This is a genomic window from Pseudomonas chlororaphis, from assembly GCA_001023535.1.
In the GTDB taxonomy this organism is placed as follows: domain Bacteria; phylum Pseudomonadota; class Gammaproteobacteria; order Pseudomonadales; family Pseudomonadaceae; genus Aquipseudomonas; species Aquipseudomonas chlororaphis_E.
The window spans coordinates 3,126,357-3,144,374 of record CP011020.1; the positions used below are offsets into that span (position 1 = coordinate 3,126,357).

19 protein-coding genes are annotated in these 18,018 nt (G+C 61.4%); 9 read left to right on the forward strand and 10 right to left on the reverse strand.

The window, feature by feature from the left end; translation table 11 throughout:
• Window positions 1-45: 45 nt before the first annotated feature.
• Both VM99_13865 and VM99_13870 read right to left on the reverse strand, forming a co-directional pair.
• On the reverse strand, window positions 46-2,580 hold the full coding sequence (locus VM99_13865; GenBank protein ID AKJ99102.1) for a pilus assembly protein PapC: 2,535 nt from the start codon (window positions 2,578-2,580) through the stop codon (window positions 46-48).
• Between the two features lie 121 nt (window positions 2,581-2,701).
• Complete coding sequence (locus tag VM99_13870) at window positions 2,702-3,187, reverse strand: adhesin major subunit pilin (protein ID AKJ99103.1); 486 nt, start codon at window positions 3,185-3,187, stop codon at window positions 2,702-2,704.
• 420 nt (window positions 3,188-3,607) lie between these two features.
• On the opposite strand from VM99_13870, the gene VM99_13875 reads away from it, so the two are divergent.
• From VM99_13875 to purT, 4 genes are all read left to right on the forward strand, one after another.
• Entirely contained in the window at window positions 3,608-4,189 is a 582-nt protein-coding gene (locus VM99_13875) for a PadR family transcriptional regulator (protein AKJ99104.1), read from the forward strand.
• Window positions 4,182-4,967, forward strand: coding sequence for an FAD-binding protein (locus VM99_13880; GenBank protein AKJ99105.1), 786 nt, complete (start codon window positions 4,182-4,184; stop codon window positions 4,965-4,967). The genes VM99_13875 and VM99_13880 overlap by 8 nt, the downstream gene beginning before the upstream one ends.
• A 246-nt stretch (window positions 4,968-5,213) precedes the next feature.
• Window positions 5,214-5,681, forward strand: a complete 468-nt coding sequence (locus VM99_13885; GenBank protein AKJ99106.1) for a preQ0 transporter — start codon at window positions 5,214-5,216, stop codon at window positions 5,679-5,681.
• Between the two features lie 101 nt (window positions 5,682-5,782).
• On the forward strand, window positions 5,783-6,964 hold the full coding sequence (purT, locus tag VM99_13890; GenBank protein AKJ99107.1) for a phosphoribosylglycinamide formyltransferase: 1,182 nt from the start codon (window positions 5,783-5,785) through the stop codon (window positions 6,962-6,964).
• 273 nt (window positions 6,965-7,237) lie between these two features.
• Here the strand turns inward: purT and VM99_13895 are convergent, their stop codons facing one another.
• Window positions 7,238-9,652, reverse strand: coding sequence for a glucose dehydrogenase (locus VM99_13895; GenBank protein ID AKJ99108.1), 2,415 nt, complete (start codon window positions 9,650-9,652; stop codon window positions 7,238-7,240).
• A gap of 498 nt (window positions 9,653-10,150) precedes the next feature.
• On the opposite strand from VM99_13895, the gene VM99_13900 reads away from it, so the two are divergent.
• Both VM99_13900 and VM99_13905 read left to right on the forward strand, forming a co-directional pair.
• Complete coding sequence (locus tag VM99_13900; GenBank protein AKJ99109.1) at window positions 10,151-10,381, forward strand: hypothetical protein; 231 nt, start codon at window positions 10,151-10,153, stop codon at window positions 10,379-10,381.
• A gap of 3 nt (window positions 10,382-10,384) precedes the next feature.
• Entirely contained in the window at window positions 10,385-11,029 is a 645-nt protein-coding gene (locus VM99_13905) for a membrane protein (protein AKJ99110.1), read from the forward strand.
• A gap of 170 nt (window positions 11,030-11,199) precedes the next feature.
• Here VM99_13905 and VM99_13910 read toward each other — a convergent pair whose 3' ends face one another.
• Genes VM99_13910 through VM99_13920 form a run of 3 tightly spaced genes read right to left on the reverse strand, consistent with a single transcriptional unit; the run spans window position 11,200 to window position 12,546 of the window.
• On the reverse strand, window positions 11,200-11,409 hold the full coding sequence (locus tag VM99_13910) for a Fe-S protein (GenBank protein AKJ99111.1): 210 nt from the start codon (window positions 11,407-11,409) through the stop codon (window positions 11,200-11,202).
• The gene (locus VM99_13915) at window positions 11,406-11,930 is read right to left on the reverse strand and encodes a hypothetical protein (protein AKJ99112.1); all 525 of its coding nucleotides are present in this window, start codon (window positions 11,928-11,930) and stop codon (window positions 11,406-11,408) included. The genes VM99_13910 and VM99_13915 overlap by 4 nt, the downstream gene beginning before the upstream one ends.
• 16 nt (window positions 11,931-11,946) lie before the next feature.
• A complete protein-coding gene (locus tag VM99_13920) occupies window positions 11,947-12,546 on the reverse strand; it encodes a DNA mismatch repair protein MutT (GenBank protein ID AKJ99113.1) in 600 nt (199 codons plus the stop codon).
• 146 nt (window positions 12,547-12,692) lie between these two features.
• Between VM99_13920 and VM99_13925 the strand changes: the two genes are divergently transcribed.
• The 3 genes from VM99_13925 (at window position 12,693) to VM99_13935 (ending at window position 15,371) form a co-directional block, all read left to right on the forward strand.
• Complete coding sequence (locus VM99_13925; GenBank protein AKJ99114.1) at window positions 12,693-13,244, forward strand: ADP-ribose pyrophosphatase; 552 nt, start codon at window positions 12,693-12,695, stop codon at window positions 13,242-13,244.
• Window positions 13,245-13,267: 23 nt separating this feature from the next.
• A complete protein-coding gene (locus VM99_13930) occupies window positions 13,268-13,774 on the forward strand; it encodes an ErfK/YbiS/YcfS/YnhG family protein (protein ID AKJ99115.1) in 507 nt (168 codons plus the stop codon).
• Between the two features lie 514 nt (window positions 13,775-14,288).
• Entirely contained in the window at window positions 14,289-15,371 is a 1,083-nt protein-coding gene (locus VM99_13935; protein ID AKJ99116.1) for a hypothetical protein, read from the forward strand.
• Window positions 15,372-15,502: 131 nt separating this feature from the next.
• On the opposite strand, the gene VM99_13940 is transcribed toward VM99_13935, so the two are convergent.
• The 4 genes from VM99_13940 to VM99_13955 form a co-directional block, all read right to left on the reverse strand.
• Window positions 15,503-15,841: a hypothetical protein gene (locus tag VM99_13940; GenBank protein ID AKK01754.1), complete on the reverse strand. Its 339-nt coding sequence runs from the start codon at window positions 15,839-15,841 to the stop codon at window positions 15,503-15,505.
• A 256-nt stretch (window positions 15,842-16,097) separates the two neighbouring features.
• Window positions 16,098-16,550 carry a hypothetical protein gene (locus VM99_13945; GenBank protein AKJ99117.1) on the reverse strand — a complete coding sequence of 151 codons (453 nt, stop codon included), beginning with the start codon at window positions 16,548-16,550 and terminating at the stop codon, window positions 16,098-16,100.
• The gene (locus tag VM99_13950) at window positions 16,534-17,172 is read right to left on the reverse strand and encodes a hypothetical protein (GenBank protein AKJ99118.1); all 639 of its coding nucleotides are present in this window, start codon (window positions 17,170-17,172) and stop codon (window positions 16,534-16,536) included. Before VM99_13950 ends, VM99_13945 begins: the two co-directional genes overlap by 17 nt.
• Before the next feature lie 533 nt (window positions 17,173-17,705).
• Window positions 17,706-18,017, reverse strand: coding sequence for an NGG1p interacting factor 3 protein, NIF3 (locus tag VM99_13955; protein ID AKJ99119.1), 312 nt, complete (start codon window positions 18,015-18,017; stop codon window positions 17,706-17,708).
• Window position 18,018 lies beyond the last annotated feature (1 nt).

An 18,018-nucleotide genomic window follows, 5' to 3' on the forward strand; every position in this document is an offset into this window, starting at 1 on the left:
ATCCTCGCGCGGGGAGCGCCCTGCTCTCCCGCGCCACGTGAGGATTCAGGAGCGCTGCCGGTCGTTGTGGGCCGCGGCCAGCGAGCTATCGGCCAGGCTGTCCGGCGTGCAGCGCAGGTCGCCGATCATCAGCACATCGCCTTCGTTGCTGGCGTTCTCCGGGTCGAGGCGGAAGCGGCAGAACAGCTCGTTGCCGTAGCGCACTTCCAGGGTCGGCGAGGCGGCATTCATTTCCATGGAGAAGAACCCGTCCGCCTCGCTCACGCCACGGCTGGCGTGATTGATCACGTGATGGCCCTTGAGCGGCTCGCCCTGTTCGTCCAGCAGGCGCCCGAGCACGGTCACGGTTTTCATCACGCTGACCTTGCGGTAATCCACGCCGCCCTTGTTCAGGTGATAGCGGGTGCGTGCCGGCTCGATGCTCGCCGCCGGTGGGTGCACGCCCTCGAAGTCGAAGGTCACCATGCTGTTGCGGTAGGCGGTGATCGGTACGAAGTTGCGGCCCGGGTGCAACGTGGTGGAGCCACCGGTCAGGTCATCGGCACGCAGGACGATGTCGTCCAGGTCGGTTTCCACATCGACGATCATCCCCGCGCCACGGCCTTGGGGCAGGCCGGTGAAGACGGCTTTCTGGCCGCCGATGGCCACCGTGCTGCTCAGGTTCAGGCCACCGGTGAGGTTGTCGTTGTAGGAAGAGCGCTGCAGGAAGCCGTCGCCGTAGAGCGATTCGGTGCTGAAGCTGGCGATGCCGGACAGGCCCACGCCATAGGTGTCGGCCAGGGCCGTGGCGGAGACGTTTTGCAGCACATGATCCTCAAGGTCCCGGCGATAGGTCAGCGATGCATTGTTGTCCCGGTCGCCTTCGCGGGAAGTGCGAGTGCCGATGCTGCCCGACCAGTATTCGCCCGGCCCGCCCAAGGCGACGCTGACGCTCAGGTCCACGCCGCGATTGCGCCGGTCATTGGTACTCGACGTGCCAGGGCGGTCGAACACCGACAGCCGCCAGTTGGCGTCGCTGCCACGCAGCTTGCCGCGCTGGGTCCAACCCAGGTCCAGGCCCGTGCCCTGGACATTGCCTTCGCTGTAGGCCAGCCGCCCATTGATCGAGGACTTGCTGCTCAAGCGGTGATTGACCGACAGCGAGGAATTGCTGGTCTGGCCGACGTACACGTTGCGCTGGCGAATGCGGGTGCCGTCCGGCAGGGTTTCGTAGGTGTTGCGGGTGTCCAGCCAACTGCGGTTGTGGCTGGCGACGACGCTGCCCAAGCCATAGCTGTACAGGGCCTGCACGTCCATGCCGTTGCCGTACTGCTCGGTGTGGTAAACGTTGGCGTACAGACTGGTGTGGGAGGCCAGTGTCCAATCTATCGACGTGCCGACCTGCAGCTTGTCCTGCACCTGGCGCGTGGAACCCCCGACGATCACCCGTGGGTGCAGCAGGTAGTTGACGCCAACCCCCGCGGTCGTGAACCCCGAGGGCTGGTCTTCCCAGTTGCTCCAGAGCCGGGTCTCGCGGCCGGCGAACAGGTTGTAGCGCCAGCGCTCCTCGGTGCTGTTCCAATTGTTCGGCTTGTAGACCAGTTCCTGGCTGGTGGCGGTGGTTTGCCCGTCCTCGATCAGCCGCACTTCCACTTCGTAGATCCCGCCGGGCAACGGGCGAGTGTCCAGGCTCTGCAAGCCGGCGCTGACGGCCTGGCTGTTGATCAGCAGGCCGTTGCGATAGATCTCCACCGACGCCTGGCGGCTGGCGGTGACGTAAATGGGGTAGACGCTGGGCTTGGGGTTTTCGATCACCAGGCTGTCGGAGCTGCCATACATCACGCCCAGGGCGGTGTCCGGGTTGGCGCCGAACGAACGAATCTGCCGGTTCAAGCCATCGGAGCTGGGGGTGAAATAGCCCAGGCGAAAGAAATGCCCTTCCAGTTCACGCTGGGTGAACAGTTCATGGACGGCGTGGTAGAGCTTGTCGTCCGGCCCGCCCAGGCGCGAGAGCTGGAGGTCCAGGGACTGGCTCCAGTTGCCGACGCTGGAACTGGCGTTGAGGCCATAGCGGCCGCCGGTGTCCTGTTGCTGGCCACCGTTGAGATTGAGTTGGTTATTGAAGATCAGGCCGAGGCTGCCGTCCTGGGGCTGGTCGTGATAGCGCTGGGTGTGGGTACCGCGTTCGACATCGCGCGTGAGGATCGACACCAGCGAGTTCTCAAGGCTGTAGTGCACGGCCAGGAGCCCGGCGGTGCAGTTCTTTTCACAGGCGCCCAGCCGTTGGCCTTGCTTGAGCGTCTGCTCCCACTGGTCCCGCTCCACGGCCTTGACCGTGCTGTCATGGGTGTCGGTGAATTCCAGCAGGGTAATGCGATCGTCCCGCGTCAAGACCACCATGGCTTCACCGAGGTACTGCTGATTGAGCTCAATACGAACCGCCAGGGGCACGTCGAAGAAGTGGGCTTCAAATTCCGCCGGAAGGCCCTTGGCCTGGGACAGCAGGCTGGTCGGTGTGGTACCGGGGGCAGTCGGCGCGGCCAATGCGCTGGCGCACAACAGCAGCGCGAACGCACCCGCGATGGGTGTCATCGGAAACATCAACGGACTCTCATAATCAGCGAGCTTTCTGGGCGTTTCGGGGTGGGTCGACCGGTCGGGGAGAACCGGTCGACCTGCTGCTGCCCTGGGATGAGGTGGGGATCACTGGGCAGCGGGGGCCTTACGGGCGAGGCACGGCGTCGAAGATGACGGTCATGTCGGCGGTGTACAGGCCGTTCTGGGTCGCCAGCGGCTTGGCTGCGGTGATGGTCATCTCAGCCTGGGTGCCCGGGGTGGAGGTGGCGTCGTCGACCACTTCCTGGGACAGGGCGGTCAGGGTGATGCCATTGAAGGTGGTGGTCAGGGCGATGGCATCGCTGCCGTTGTACAGCGAAGCCGGGCCGCCTTCGATGTAGGCATTGACCGAACCTTCGGTGTTCTTCACGTCATAGGTCTGGCGCAGCGACGTCAGCGTACCGCTGACCGTGTTGTAGTTCATGGTTTCGTCCTTACCCCAGTTCCCGTCGCGCGGTTGTACATGGAACTGCTGGGTCGGGATGTTCGCGGTGATGTGGATGGCCGAACGTGCATCATCCAGAGCGAAAGCCAGCGAAGAACTCAGGGCCGCAGCAGTCAGGGAAGCGGCGGTTACGATTTTCATGAGCATGGGTTAACACCTGTTCATAGCAATAAAGAGAGAAGGGTTGAAGTGGCAGGCCAAATACACCTTGGCATGCCCCCTCAACGCCGCTGCATGATCGTCGCTCTTTAATTAAAAATAAGCAGGAAAGTTCGCACAGTCATGTAGTAAATCGCGCACACAAAAGAGCGAAAAATACGCAACTTTCGATAAAGCGTAACTTTTAATGTAAGAGACTTCCCACATCCCCAGGAGCCAAAGGGGAAAAGGCTCGCAGACACTTTCGATTCATCCCGCAACCATGGGGGATTCAGGTAAGGTCTTATTCCACTTAGTGTAGGACGCAACTAAGATATATCGCCAAGACAAGATATATCTATAGGCGAAGATATATCTGAAATCAAAGATATATCTCGGTTCTATTGATGCCGAACAGAGAGCAGAAAGATGACAGCCCCTTACTTCCCCTCTACTCGCGACCAGGGTCATCACGATGGCTTCGAACGGCGCCCGCCCGGTCGCGAACGCAGCGGGCGCGGCCCCCGGGTGTTCGCGGCCGGCGAGTTGAAATTGCTGTTGCTGGCGTTGATCGCCGAAAAGCCTTGCCACGGCTACGAGTTGATTCGCCAGATCGAGTCCATGTTCGACGGCGCCTACACCCCCAGCCCCGGCGTGATCTACCCGACGCTGACACAGCTGGAAATGGGTAAGATGGTCCTGCGCGACGCCGAGGGCGGAAAAAAATGTTACAGCGCCACCGACGCCGGACGTCTATTCCTTCGAGACCAGGCCGAGGCGCTGGACGGTGTGCGGGTACGCATCGAGGCCAGCAAGCGTGTCCTGCGCGAGCAAGGGCGGCCGGCGGAAATCCACGAAGCGGTGGTCAACTTGCGTCGCGCGCTGCAGATGCACCAGGCGCGCTGGAATCCAGAAGAAATCCTGCGCATCCGCGACCTGCTCAACGAGACTGCCAAAGCCATCATCGACGGCCCCGACCGTCCACCTGTTTCGGAGTCAAGCCATGACTGAAGTCGATCCAACCACCATTCACCGCGTCAACCACGAGATCAAGCGTCGTCGCCTGCAAGTGCTGCGGGTGGTGGAGCTGACCCCGCGCATGCGCCGCATCACCGTCGGCGGGCCGGAACTGGCAGGCTTCGTCAGCCTGGGCACGGACGATCACGTGAAATTGTTTTTCCCGCAGGACGCCGCGCAGCACGCCGCCCTGGAGCACTTCGACCCCAGCGCCGGCAAAGGGCAGGCGGCAATGCCGCCCATGCGCGACTACACCCCGCGCCGCTACGACCTGGACACCCTGGAGCTTGACCTCGACTTCGTCCTGCACGGCGACGGTCCGGCAGCCACCTGGGCGGCCCAGGCCAAGCCGGGGCAATACCTCGACATCGGCGGGCCGCGGGGCTCGATGATCGTGCCGGACGTGTTCGACAGTTACCTGTTGGTTGGCGATGAAACCGCCCTGCCCGCCATCGCCCGCCGCCTCGAAGGCCTGGCGCCGAACCGCCGCGCCCTGGTGGTGGTGGAAGTGGAAAACGGCGCCGAGCAGCAAGTGCTGCAAAGCCCGGCGCAGGTCCATGTGATCTGGGTGCTGCGCGAAGGCCGCCAGGACAATCTGGTGACCACGGTCAGGCAACTGGAAGTCCCTGCCGGCAAGCTGTATGCCTGGGTCGCCACCGAAAGCAAAGTGTCGCGGCGCATTCGCAAAGTGTTGCTGGAGGAAAAAGGCCTGGACCCGGATTACGTCAAGGCCGTGGGCTACTGGAAGGCGGACGATAGCGACGAGGAGTGAATGCACCTGTGCCCCGTGGCAAGAGCAGGTCTCTGTGGCGAGGGGATTTATCCCCGCTGGGCTGCGCAGCAGCCCTAAAACCAGCCAACCCGGAGTATCAGGCCGATTGAGGCGAGTTGATGGGGGCCGCTTCGCGGCCCAACGGGGATAAACCCCCTCACCACAGATAAATCCCTCTCCACCGATAAATCGCTTCGCCACCGGTTTATCATTCGCCTTCGAATATCGGCTGAACCGGGTCCCCCCATGCTTTTCCTGCTCGCCTACATCAGCAGCGTCGTGCTGATCAACTACGCGTTTTCCGCGGCGCCGCACCTGGACATCATCTGGTCGGCCTGGGGTGGGCTGGTGTTTATCCTGCGGGACATGGTGCAGACCCGCTTCGGTCATGGCGCCATCGTCGCGATGTTGGCGGCGCTGGTGTTGTCCTATGTCACCTCGGACCCGACCATCGCCCTGGCCAGCGCCACGGCCTTCGCGGTGTCCGAGTGCATCGACTGGCTGGTGTTCACCATCACCCGGCGCCCGCTGCATGATCGGCTGTGGATCAGTTCGGCCTTGAGCATTCCCTTGGACACCTTCATCTTCTTCGGCCTGATCGATGCCCTGACGCCGGGCGTGGTCGGGACCGCCCTGGCCTCCAAGTTCGCCGGGGTCACGGCGGTCTGGCTGATCATGGCCTGGCGTTTACGCAAACAGGCCGTCGCCAGCTGAAGCCAAAACCTGCGGTTCATGTAAAATGCCGCGCTTTCTCCCACGGGAAGCTCGCCCGGCGCGCAACCCTCGACGATCCGCTCCTGCTTGAGGACTTTCAGATGACCCGTATCGGTACTCCATTGTCGCCGACCGCGACCCGCGTTTTGTTGTGTGGCAGCGGTGAGCTGGGCAAGGAAGTGGTAATCGAACTGCAGCGCCTGGGCGTCGAAGTGATAGCCGTGGACCGCTATGCCAACGCGCCGGCCATGCAAGTGGCCCATCGCAGCCACGTGATCAACATGCTCGACGGCGCTGCCCTGCGCGCAGTGATCGAAGCCGAGAAGCCGCACTACATCGTGCCGGAAATCGAAGCCATCGCCACCGCCACCCTGGTGGAGCTGGAAGCCGAGGGCTTCACGGTGATCCCGACCGCCCGTGCCGCGCAACTGACCATGAACCGTGAAGGCATCCGCCGCCTGGCCGCCGAAGAACTGGGCCTGCCGACCTCGCCGTACTTCTTCGCCGACACCGTCGAAGACTACCGCAAGGCCGTGCAAAGCCTGGGGTTCCCTTGCGTGGTCAAGCCGGTGATGAGCTCGTCGGGCAAGGGCCAGAGCCTGCTGCGCAGCGATGATGACGTGCAGAAAGCCTGGGACTACGCCCAGGAAGGCGGCCGGGCCGGCAAGGGTCGGGTGATCATCGAAGGCTTCATCGACTTCGACTACGAAATCACCCTGCTCACCGTCCGTCATGCCGGCGGCACCACCTTCTGTGCCCCGGTCGGCCACCGCCAGGAGAAAGGCGACTATCAGGAATCCTGGCAGCCCCAGGCCATGAGCCCGGCGGCGCTGGCCGAATCCGAGCGCGTCGCCCAGGCAGTGACCGAGGCCCTGGGTGGACGCGGGATGTTTGGCGTCGAGTTGTTCATCAAGGGCGACCAAGTGTGGTTCAGCGAAGTGTCGCCACGGCCACACGATACCGGCCTGGTGACGCTGATTTCCCAGGACCTGTCGCAGTTCGCCCTGCATGCCCGCGCCATCCTCGGCCTGCCGATCCCGCTGATCCGCCAGTTCGGCCCGTCGGCCTCGGCGGTGATCCTGGTGGAAGGCCAGTCGACCCAGACCGCGTTCGCCAACCTCGGCGCCGCCCTGAGCGAACCGGACACCGCCCTGCGCCTGTTCGGCAAACCGGAAGTCAACGGCCAGCGCCGCCTGGGCGTGGCCCTGGCCCGCGACGAATCCATCGACGCCGCCCGCGCCAAGGCGACCCGGGCTTCGCAGGCGGTGAAGATCGAGTTGTAAAAGCTGCACACTAATCCCCTGTAGTAAAGGGATTCATCTGTGGCGAGGGGATTCATCCCCGTTGGGCTGCGAAGCAGCCCTAAAACCTAGCAACTCGGTGGATCAGGTAGTTTGAGGTGGCTGCTTTTTGGGGCTGCTGCGCAGCCCAGCGGGAGCAAGCTCCCTCGCCACAAAAGCTCAACCGCTCAAAGGCCTGCGCTCACCAAAAACCGATGCTGCAAAAAAAGGCGACACCCGTAAAGGTGTCGCCTTTTTCATGTCCGCCGGTAGGGCTTAATCCGGCAGTTTGTAAGCAATCACATAGTCACCCTGCTTGGTGCCCAGGGAACCGTGGCCACCGGCGACGACCAGCACGTACTGCTTGCCGTCCTTGCCGGTGTAGGTCATCGGCGTGGTCTGGGCGCCGGCTGGCAGGCGACCTTCCCACAGTTGCTTGCCGTTCTTCACGTCATAGGCACGCAGGTACTGGTCGAGGGTGCCGCTCAGGAACGCCAGGCCGCTGGCGGTGGTGAAGGTGCCGCCCAGGCTCGGTACGCCCATGCTCAGCGGGATCGGCACGGGCGAGCTGTCACGCACGGTGCCGTTCTTGTGCTTCCACAGGGTCTTGTGGTTGGTCAGGTCCACCGCCGCCACATAACCCCACGCCGGCGCCTGGCAAGGCAGGCCCATGGGCGAGAGCAGCGCTTCGAGGATCACCCCATACGGCGCGCCCTTGTTCGGCTGCACGCCCTCGGTTTCGCTCTTGCGACCCGGACCGCCGGCCACTTCCGCCGCCGGGACCAGCTTGGACTTGAACGCCATGTAGCTCGGGTTGACGAAGGCGATCTGACGCACCGGGTCCACCGAGATACCGCCCCAGTCGAACACCCCGAAGTTGCCTGGGTAAACGATCGAGCCTTGCAGCGACGGCGGGGTGAACATGCCGTCATAGCGCAGCGACTTGAAGTCGATCCGGCAGAGCATCTGGTCGAACGGGGTCACGCCCCACATGTCGCGCTCCTTGAGGACCGGCGGCACGAAGTTCAGATCGGACATCGGCTGGGTCGGCGAGGTATGGTCGCCTTCCACCGCGCCTTGCGGCACCGGGATCTCCTTGATCGGGATGATCGGCTTGCCGGTGCTGCGGTCCAGCACGTAGATGCTGCCCTGCTTGGTCGAGGCCAGCACGGCCGGCTTCACGCCCTCGGCGGTCTTCATGTCCATAAGGGTCGGCTGACCGCCCACGTCCATGTCCCACAGGTCGTGGTGAGTGAACTGGAAGTACCAGCGCACCTTGCCGGTGGCGATGTCCAGGGCGGTCAGGCCGGCGGCGTATTTTTCCGATTCCGGGGTGCGCATGCCACCGAACTGGTCGGGGGTCTGGTTGCCCATCGGCAGGTACAGCATGCCGAGTTTTTCATCGACGCTGAACATGGACCACATGTTCGGCGAGTTGCGGGTATAGGTCTGGCCTTCGGCAATCGGCGTGGTGTCGTCCGGGTTGCCGCTGTCCCAGTTCCACACCAGCTTGCCGGTGTGCACGTCATAGGCACGGATCACGCCGCTCGGCTCGTCGGTGGACACGTTGTCAGTGACGTGGCCGCCGATCACTACCAGGTTCTGGGTGACCGCCGGTGGCGAAGTGGAATAGTAACCGCCAGCCGTGAAGCCGCCGATGTTGGCGCTCAAGTCGACCTGGCCCTTGTCGCCGAAGTCTTCGCACATCTTGCCGGTGTCGGCATCGAGGGCGATCAGGCGGGTGTCGGCGGTCGGCAGGAAGATCCGGCGCGGGCACACGGTGCTGACTGGCGCAGCGCTGGCAGCGCCGGTGGGGCTCTGTTCGGCGGAGGCGTACGCGGCGTCATCGTGATAGCTCACGCCACGGCAGGTCATGTGCGCCCAACCCTTGAAGTTCTCCGCCTTTTGCGTGGAAAGCTTCGGATCGAAACGCCAGATTTCCTTGCCGGTTTCCGGCTCCAGGGCAATCACCTGGCTGTGGGGCGTGCACACGTAGAGCATGCCGTTGGCCTTGAGCGGGGTGTTCTCAGCGGTGGTCTCGCCCGGGTCGTTCGGCCCTGGCAGGTCGCCGGTGCGATAGGTCCAGGCCGGCACCAGCTTACTGACATTCTGCGGGGTAATCTGCGCCAGTGGCGAGTAACGGTCGCCGTGAGCACTGCGGCCGTAGGAATTCCAGTCGCCGTCCGGCATCGCCGGGGCGGTGTTGGTCATGCCTTCGACGGTGTCGCGGTCCAGTTGGCCCTTGATTTCACCCGGGTTGGTGAACTGGCTGGCGAGCGCGGCGATACCGGCGATGATCACGGCCGCACTCAATGCGCGGGTGCCCATGGGTGACGCGTCGGCGGTCAATAACGGACGGCGCACCCATGGCAGCAACATGACGATGCCCAGGGCAAACAACAGAGCCAGGCGCGGCACCAGTTGCCACCAGTCCAGGCCCACTTCCCACAGCGCCCACACGGTGCTGGCAAACAGCACCAGCGCGTACAGGCCCAGGGCCACGCGCCGGGCCATGATCAGCAGCACGCCGGTCAGCGCCAGGCCGATACCCGCCAGCAGGTAATACCATGAGCCGCCAAGCGTGCTCAGCTTGACTCCACCCGCCAGCAGGGCCAGGCCCATCAATAGAAGCAGAATGCCGAGCAGGCTCGGTAGCAGACGGCTTCGACTCAAAGCACCCTCAGTGCTCATAGTGTGATTCTCCGTGAGGTTTTAAGGAGTCCCGCGCAAAGTCTCACTGTAGATGACGATCCTTTGGGGGCTTGGTTCAGTTAAAAGTTTCCGGATGTTACGAACCCCCTGTAGGAGCGGGCTTGCTCGCGAAAGCGGTGAATCAGTCGACTAATGAGGCTGAATATGAAATCGCTTTCGCGAGCAAGCCCGCTCCCACAGAAAAGCAGGTCGCCGCGGATGCAGAGATAGCGCTGTCTTTTAAGATTGAAGGCAGAACATCGAAAACAGCGAAAAGGCTCTAGCGCGCTAAAAGAAGCGTTTCAGCAAGCGGCGCAAGGATAATGTTCTGTTACAGATAGAGAAAGTGCTTTTGTTGACATGGATCATCGCGAAATCGGTAACAGTGTGCCTCGACAGCTACCGCGCGGACGCCCGATGGCGCACGCTAGGCTTCCACCCCACGGGCACCTCGGCTAAGGTGCGCGGCTTTCACCCTTTTCGCGTAAAGGCCTCCCCATGACCGAACCCAACAACAACCCGCTGCACGGCGTGACGCTGGAGCAGATCCTCAACGTCCTGGTGCAGCACTACGAATGGTCCGGGCTGGCCGAGCGCATCGACATCCGCTGCTTCAAGAGCGACCCGAGCATCAAGTCGAGCCTGACCTTCCTGCGCAAGACCCCTTGGGCGCGGGAGAAAGTCGAACGTCTCTACATCAAGCTGATGCGTACCAAGCGGCCGGTCTGAGCCATGGGCTCGGATGGGCGCGTCACCCTGCGGCAGCACTTCGTGTCGGTGACGGCACTGCTGGCCTGGGCGGGGCTGAGCATCCAGTTGTACCTGATCCTGCTGGGGCGCTGGGAACTGGGCGCGAGCCTGCTGGGTGGGCTGGTCAATTGTTTCAGCTTCTTCACCGTGCTGACCAACACCCTGGTGGCGGTGGTGCTGACCTGGGAACAGACCCCACGGCCATCGGCCGTGCGCCGCTGGTTCCTGCGGCCCGCCGTGCGCAGCGGCATCGCCGCCAGCATTGCCCTGGTGAGCCTGGCCTACAACCTGCTGCTGCGGCACCTGTGGCAACCCGAAGGCTGGCAGTTCGTGGCCGACGAGCTGCTGCACGACGTGGTGCCGCTGCTCTACCTGATCTATTGGTGGCAATGGGTGCCCAAGGGCTCGTTGCGCCTGGGCCACATCGGGCTGTGGATCCTCTACCCGCTGGTGTATTTCGCCTACATTTTGTTGCGGGGCAATCTGCTGGCGGCCTACCCCTACCCGTTCATTGATGTGGCCAACCTGGGTTATCCACAGGTGTTCATCAATGCCGGGGGGATCTTGTTGGGGTTTGTCGTGATTGCGCTGGGGGTGGTGGGGGTTGATCGGTGGCGGGCGCGCTAGGGATTTATCGCCGATCGCTTTTGTGGCGAGGGGATTTATCCCCGCTGGGTTGCGAAGCAACCCCATCGCTGTGGACTCAAATCTGTCTGACACACCGAGTTGTCTGGTTCTAGGGCCGCTTCGCAGCCCAGCGGGAGCAAGCTCCCTCGCCACAGTGGAGCTTTCATCGCTCAAGGTTTCGCGGGCAACATCCACACCAACCCTCTGGCCTTCGCCCGCTCGTGACACAACGCCAGGACGCTGCGCCGCTCTTCGTTGTCCATCCGGCTCCAGCGGGTGATTTCCGCCACGCTGCGCTGACAACCGGTGCAAATGTCGTCATCGTCCAGCGCGCAGATGCTCACGCAGGGCGAAGGAACCGGGCGCTCGGACGCGCTCATTGGTCTTGCTCGGACAGGTCGCGAGCGTAGCGCTGGGCGTTGTGCACATAGTGGGCGGCGCTGGCCTCGAGCATTTTCTTCTGGGCCTCGGTCAACTCGCGCACCACCTTGCCGGGCGAGCCCATCACCAGCGAACCGTCGGGGATCTCCTTGCCCTCGCCGATCAGCGAGTTGGCGCCGATGATGCAATTGCGGCCAATCCTGGCGCCATTGAGGATCACCGCATTGATGCCGATCAGGCTGTAGTCGCCCACCGTGCAACCGTGAAGCATGGCGTTATGGCCGATGGTCACGCCGGTGCCGATGGTCAGCGGGTACCCCATGTCGGTGTGCATCACCGTGCCGTCCTGCACGTTGCTGTTCCGGCCGATCAGAATCAGCTCGTTATCGCCGCGCAGCACGGCGTTGAACCAGACGTTGGCGCCCTCTTCGAGGCGGACCTTGCCCACCAGCGTGGCGTTGGGTGCGACCCAACTGTCGGGATGGGTTTCGACACGGGCATCGCCCAAACGGTATTTCATGGCAATCCTCGGGGCGTCAGGTGTTGATGAAGCTCTTGGGCGGCGTATGCAGGTCGATGCCCGCGTCGTACAGCAGGTTGACCAGCTCGACGATCATGATCGCCGTCAGACCCCAGATCTTGTATTCGCCATAACGGTAACTGGGCGTGTACCAACTGCGGCCCTGGTAGTCGATACGGTGGGTATGTTCGCGGGGATCCTTGCGGAAAAACTCCAGCGGCACGCTGAACACCGCGGCGATCTCGGCATCGTTGGCCTGGTACTCGACAAAATCCGGAATCACCCCGACATACGGCGTGACCTTGATCCCATGCAGCGAGATCAGCGGGCTGAGCGGGCCGATCACCTCCACCAGACCGGGGGGCAGGCCGATTTCTTCCTCGGCTTCGCGCAGGGCAGTGAAGATCAGGTCCGGGTCTTCCGGGTCGCGGCGTCCGCCAGGGAACGCCACTTCGCCGCCGTGGGTCGAGAGCCCGCTGGCGCGCAAGGTCAATACCAGCTCCGGCTCGTCACCGCGAGTGATCGGCACCAGCACAGCGGCTTCAGGGAAGCGACGGTCGGCCTGCAGGTCACGCGGGGTATGGTTGCTTACTCGATGCAGTAGCTCGTCCAGCATGAGACTTCTCGATTTATTCGCTACCTTGCATCATGCACCAATCGTTCAAGCGGCCCAACCCCCGACACCGCGTCGTGTCGCGAAACGACAACTTGCCGACCCCGCCCGCGCACGCCAAGATAGGCGCAGCATTCAGGAACCCCAGCATGAAATTCTGCAGCCAGTGCGGTAACCCGGTGACCCAACGCATACCCGAAGGCGACTCGCGCCTGCGGTTTGTCTGCGACACCTGCCACACCATCCATTACCAGAACCCCAACATCGTGGCCGGTTGCGTACCGACCTGGGGCAGTAAAGTCCTGCTGTGCCGGCGCGCCATCGAGCCGCGGCGCGGCTACTGGACGCTGCCGGCGGGTTTCATGGAAAACGGCGAGACCGTCGAACAGGCCGCCGTGCGCGAAACCGCCGAAGAAGCCTGCGCCCGGGTGCGCAACCTGAGCATCTATACGCTGATAGACGTACCGCATATCAGCCAGGTGCATGTATTCTTCCGCGCTGAACTGGTGGACGAGGATTTCGCCGCCGGTCCCGAGAGCCTGGAAGTGCAACTGTTCGAAGAAGCCGACATTCCCTGGGATGAACTGGCGTTTCGCACCGTGGGGCGCACCCTGGAATATTTCTACGCGGACCGTCGCGCCGAGGCCTACCCGGTGCGCAGCGAATCGATCCCGCCGCTGGCTCAACCTGCCAATACCTGAAACCCCATAGGAATACCCTGTCAATGCGCTGGTTGCTTGTGCTGTTCTGCTTGTCGTTCACCGCCCTGTCCCAGGCGTCTGCGCTGGGAACCTACGACGGCAAGCTCATCGAAAAAGTGCTGGTGCTCAAGTCCGCCCATCAATTGCAATTGATCAACGACGGCAAACCGCTCAAGACCTACCGCATTTCATTGGGCAAGGGCGCCAAGAAAGGCCCCAAGCTGATCGAGGGCGACAAGCGCACCCCCGAGGGTTTCTACTGGATCGACTGGCGCAAGACCAGCGATCGCTTCTACCTGTCGATGCACATTTCCTACCCCAACATCAGCGACGCCGCCCGCGCCCGGCGCGAAGGGGTGGAACCGGGGAGCATGATCATGATCCACGGCACGCCGGACACCGAGGAAAACCCTGAAGAACTGTTCCACACCCTGGACTGGACCGACGGCTGCATCGCCATGCGCAACGTCGACATGCGCGAAGTCTGGAACCTGGTGCCCGACGGTACGATGATCGAGATTCGGCCGTAGCGCCACGATGCGAAGGGGCCGGTGGGCGCAGCCATACGCGGGGTGAGAACCCCAGCCTCTAGGACCCCGGCCATGCCGATGCATGCCCGAATGCATTTCCCCCTGTGGGAGCGGGCTCGCCCGCGAAAGCGCCCTACCAGCCGCCCCCTCCCTTGCCATCTCTCAATTCCACAGGCGCAATGCAATCAGGTGCTCCACCACCCCTTGCAAAACCCTCGATTAAAAGTCATCGCACAACGCTTATCTACTGTCAGAAATAACAGGTAACGGATATTTCCGACCAGTGACGCACATCGCCCTGTCCCTGCCATTCCTCGACTATCAGCTTGTTACAAGATCGAGCCATCAAACCCTGATCCTTCATCTATTCTCAGTCTCACGCAGTGAACCGAGGCGCACCCCAGCGGGGTCTTCGCACTGCGCAATCAATATTTAAACTGTCAATTCGAAGAATAGGTCGTAATGAAGTATGTGATTCGGTTGGCATCCTCGTTTCAGGTGAGGTGTCCAAATCATGAGTAGAAGTAACGGTTTCATCCGGGCGACGGCGGTCGCCGTGGTGTTGGCTGGCGCCTGGCAAGCGGGTTCTTATGCGTGGGCGGCAACCCAGGGCTCGGCGCAGAAAGAAGAGCCCTGGTACCAGGCCTGGCTTCAGGTCACGGCAGACCCGAGCGTGGACATCCGTGCGACCACCCCTTCCCTGCGCTGGCGAACCGACATGGACACGCTCTATCGGGGCGACACCACCAATCAGGGGTTGGAGGCGTTCCAGGACGGGCTATTGCCCAAATCCGTCGCGTTTCCCGAAGACGAATGGATGTATGACTGGTTCAGGCATGGCGCTGGCGCCCCACGGTCGGTATATAGCAGCACCACCCGCAATCAACGTATCGCCCAGAGCTTCGCCAATGAATGGGTGTTCGAATTCAGGGCTCCCCATGGCATCGATCAGGAGCAATCGGGCGGGCCTATTGTAGGTGAGCAAGAGATCAGCTACCCGGGCGGGGTCAAGGGGATCTTTATCAAGCAGGCCTGCAACAAAACCAATCTCGCCGATTGTGTCGCGAACCCTAACTACCGTGAACCCACCGGTCACGAGACAATGCAGGAAGTGGCCGCGACCCGAATCGATTGGAACAAGCTCACACCCGCAGAAGGTCTGGCCTGGACAACGAACAAACAATCCCTCTGGGCAGTGGGCTCGTCGAGGATCAATCCTGTGCAGGGAGCAGAAGCACTGGCCAGCGGGTTACGAGCAAAGAATTCGCAGCCACCGGTCTTACGCTGGGCGAGCAGCCCAGAGTCTCCCTCCATTCAATCGGTCGTCGTGGCATTTCGTGACTATAGCGATGCCAAGATCTGGGCGGTCACGGAAGCAGAAAACGGCGGCTGGGTCTATGAGGTCAGGCCCAACAGCGTGGCGGTGGATCTGTCAGGTGAATATACCGGCAACCGTCCAGGCGCCTTCGCATTCATCGGTGGTATCAAAAGCGGGCTGTTGATGAACGCTCGCCGTTTCGAGAAAGGCGTGAGCCAACCGGTCGAGTGCATCGGCATTGAAAAAGAAGTTTGCCGACTCGAGAACGTCCACCAATAGCTTCAAGCCGACACCAGCCGCCATGCAGGGTGGCTGGTCCACTTGAGGCCTTGTACACCCCCTCGCCCTGCTGTGGCGAGGGGGTCTGCGACCGCTGGGCCAGTCCGACAATGGGGCCGGTGCTTATGGCATCAAACCCGGTGCTCTGCCCGGTCCAGGCATTTGTTCGCCAGCAATGTGCCCAGCTCGATCATCTGCGCCACGCCCAGTGCCACATGGCGTCGTGAACCTTCCAGGTCGAACGCCAGGTCGCTGAGCATGGCGTTGGCCGAGGCCAGGGTTTCGCTGAGGTTGGCCAGCATCACTTCGGGGTCGACACCGGCGGTCACGGTGAAGAGCTGCGTCGAGGGTTGGGGGGCTGACTCGCCGTCGTCAGGCTTGAGGTAATGGTCCATCGCTCGGTCGGCGGCTTCCTTCAGTTTTTCGGGGGCGTAGTCGCCGTAGGGGAAGGTGGATGCCGGGTTTGGAATGTCAGAATTATTTTTCAATGGAAGCTCCTTTTATTAATGGAGCCCAGGACAAATTGTCCGGGCCTATTGCCCCTTGTGTTTTCGGACGGTCAAACCCGGTCGCTGAAATTGGCAGCGACATCCAAAGGCTAGAGCCCTCGCTTCCGAGGGACAACCTTAAAACTTGTCGGAAACTTCGGTGCGCCTGACAGACCAATGGACAAGTATTCACACAACAAAAAACCGGCCTAGGCCGGTTTTCATTGGTGATTTGGATTCAAACAAACGCTGCCCGCTGCTCAGCCTCATAATGCCGAGTCTGAAAAGGCAAAAGGGTTTGCACCTTCAAACCAAGACCTTCCTTTAACCCCCAAGAAAGAGCCAGTTCATCACGGCGCTTGCGAAGCGCGACAGCAGTCTGTGAGGTAATGGCTTGCTTGGGTGTCGAGCGCAAGAACAGCTCTAGGGCATTGAAAACTTCCAACGCACGACTGTCCGTGACACACGAAAAACGGGTGAGTCGTTCGAGCAAATATCCTGCTCGACGCTGCTCGACCTCATCAGTGTGTTGGCTCAGGAAAGCTTGGGCTGCGCTTATTAAATCCGCGCTGGAATACCAGACAGCCTTGGCCATGCTCACAAGCGCAGCATCGTCTGCGTGATCCAATGGGTTCTTGACCAATGTGTCCAGAGCGGCCGAGAGGACTTGGCCGTTAGCAGGCTTCGTCATCTGTATCCTCCAAATAATTTTGCAAAATGTGGTTAAGAACAGAGGTTGGAGGCTCTTTGTTGCCAACATATACGTCAATTGCCTGCAGCGCCAGTCGACGCAGCTCGGAAGATAAAATGAAGCCAGCCCTCATAAGCGCCATGATGTCGCCAATATCTTGATCCGTTGCCCTACCCAGCTTTGAAATCGCAATATCGATCGGAGCGGCAATGTGAACATGCAAAGGAGACTCGACAGGGAACTCTTCAAAGGGAAGGCTTCGAACCCAGTAGTCCTCGTGAATTGGACCAAAGCTGGTGTTGTATTGGAGGTCGTAGTTTAGCTCCATCAATCGACCGGATTTCTCGTCGCGAAATTGCTCGGGCACTTGCGCGAGCAGCATTCGAAGATCAAAACCGTCCGGAAGGCTGGCCTCATAGATTTCCGCGTCAACGTCCGTGGAAACACGATGATTTGTATAGAGGTGCACTGCGCATCCACCAAATACCATGACTTTAACCGCCCCTGGTTTTGCACTCTCAGATGTCAGCTCTGCTTCGACGGACTTGAACATTGAAACCAAAGCCTGCCCCAGCGCGGTGCGGGTATTGAGGCGAGGAGTGATCATTTCCGGCATTTCCATGTTTGAACCTCAGAGGCTGGTGTTGCTCCTTGAAACCTGGATCTGCCACTCAGCCTTGCCAAAGACTAATAGGCGATCCATGCGCTTGGAGACGGGCCCCGAAAGCTAGAGCCCTCGCTTCCGAGGGACAACCTTAAAAACTTGTCGGAAACTTCGGTGCGTCTGACAGACCAATTGCCTGGTTGCGGATGTTTCATACGGGGGCATATCCGTTGCTGCGGTAATGGCTGCTGGCGGTTTCGCCCTTACGGCGACTTACTTTCTTTCAAACGCCCCGGAATGCCGGCCCAGAAGAAAGTAAGCAAAGAACGCTGGCCCCACCACTCGGCACCTCGCCTGGGCGAGGTGCCGAGTGGTGGGGCAAAGCGCTTTTGGTTACTTTTGGCGCTCTTCCAAAAGTGACCCGCCGTAAGGGCGGAACCCTAAGCAGCCATGACCGCAGCAACGGATATACACCCAAATCTCGCCCCCAATAAAAAACCCGCCGATCTACTCAGCGGGTTTTTCATTTAAGCGATTCAAGCGTAGGAAGATCAAAAATCTTCCAACCGCCACACCTCATACGCCGGCGTCTCGTAGGGATGGCTCTGTTTCAAAGCCTCCACTACCCCACGAATCAACTCATCAGCGACAACCAGCTCCACCTTCCACTCCTCGACCTGCTCAACCTGCCCCGCCTCGCCAATGAACGGCTGGCTGCCGCCCAACGGGCGAAACTGGCCCAGGCCCAGCACTTGCCAGGCACAGTGATCATAGTCGCCGATTCGCCCGCCACCGGCAGCGAATACGGCGCTTTTGACCTCGTCCACATGGCTGGCCGGGACGAAGAAGCAGAGTTTGTACACG

Bases quoted from the DNA above. Each gene is read 5' to 3' on its own strand.
- VM99_13865 (AKJ99102.1), bottom strand. From the start codon at position 2,580: ATGTTTCCGATGACACCCATCGCGGGTGCGTTCGCGCTGCTGTTGTGC.
- VM99_13870 (AKJ99103.1), bottom strand. From the start codon at position 3,187: ATGCTCATGAAAATCGTAACCGCCGCTTCCCTGACTGCTGCGGCCCTG.
- VM99_13875 (AKJ99104.1), top strand. From the start codon at position 3,608: ATGACAGCCCCTTACTTCCCCTCTACTCGCGACCAGGGTCATCACGAT.
- VM99_13880 (AKJ99105.1), top strand. From the start codon at position 4,182: ATGACTGAAGTCGATCCAACCACCATTCACCGCGTCAACCACGAGATC.
- VM99_13885 (AKJ99106.1), top strand. From the start codon at position 5,214: ATGCTTTTCCTGCTCGCCTACATCAGCAGCGTCGTGCTGATCAACTAC.
- purT (AKJ99107.1), top strand. From the start codon at position 5,783: ATGACCCGTATCGGTACTCCATTGTCGCCGACCGCGACCCGCGTTTTG.
- VM99_13895 (AKJ99108.1), bottom strand. From the start codon at position 9,652: ATGAGCACTGAGGGTGCTTTGAGTCGAAGCCGTCTGCTACCGAGCCTG.
- VM99_13900 (AKJ99109.1), top strand. From the start codon at position 10,151: ATGACCGAACCCAACAACAACCCGCTGCACGGCGTGACGCTGGAGCAG.
- VM99_13905 (AKJ99110.1), top strand. From the start codon at position 10,385: ATGGGCTCGGATGGGCGCGTCACCCTGCGGCAGCACTTCGTGTCGGTG.
- VM99_13910 (AKJ99111.1), bottom strand. From the start codon at position 11,409: ATGAGCGCGTCCGAGCGCCCGGTTCCTTCGCCCTGCGTGAGCATCTGC.
- VM99_13915 (AKJ99112.1), bottom strand. From the start codon at position 11,930: ATGAAATACCGTTTGGGCGATGCCCGTGTCGAAACCCATCCCGACAGT.
- VM99_13920 (AKJ99113.1), bottom strand. From the start codon at position 12,546: ATGCTGGACGAGCTACTGCATCGAGTAAGCAACCATACCCCGCGTGAC.
- VM99_13925 (AKJ99114.1), top strand. From the start codon at position 12,693: ATGAAATTCTGCAGCCAGTGCGGTAACCCGGTGACCCAACGCATACCC.
- VM99_13930 (AKJ99115.1), top strand. From the start codon at position 13,268: ATGCGCTGGTTGCTTGTGCTGTTCTGCTTGTCGTTCACCGCCCTGTCC.
- VM99_13935 (AKJ99116.1), top strand. From the start codon at position 14,289: ATGAGTAGAAGTAACGGTTTCATCCGGGCGACGGCGGTCGCCGTGGTG.
- VM99_13945 (AKJ99117.1), bottom strand. From the start codon at position 16,550: ATGACGAAGCCTGCTAACGGCCAAGTCCTCTCGGCCGCTCTGGACACA.
- VM99_13950 (AKJ99118.1), bottom strand. From the start codon at position 17,172: ATGGAAATGCCGGAAATGATCACTCCTCGCCTCAATACCCGCACCGCG.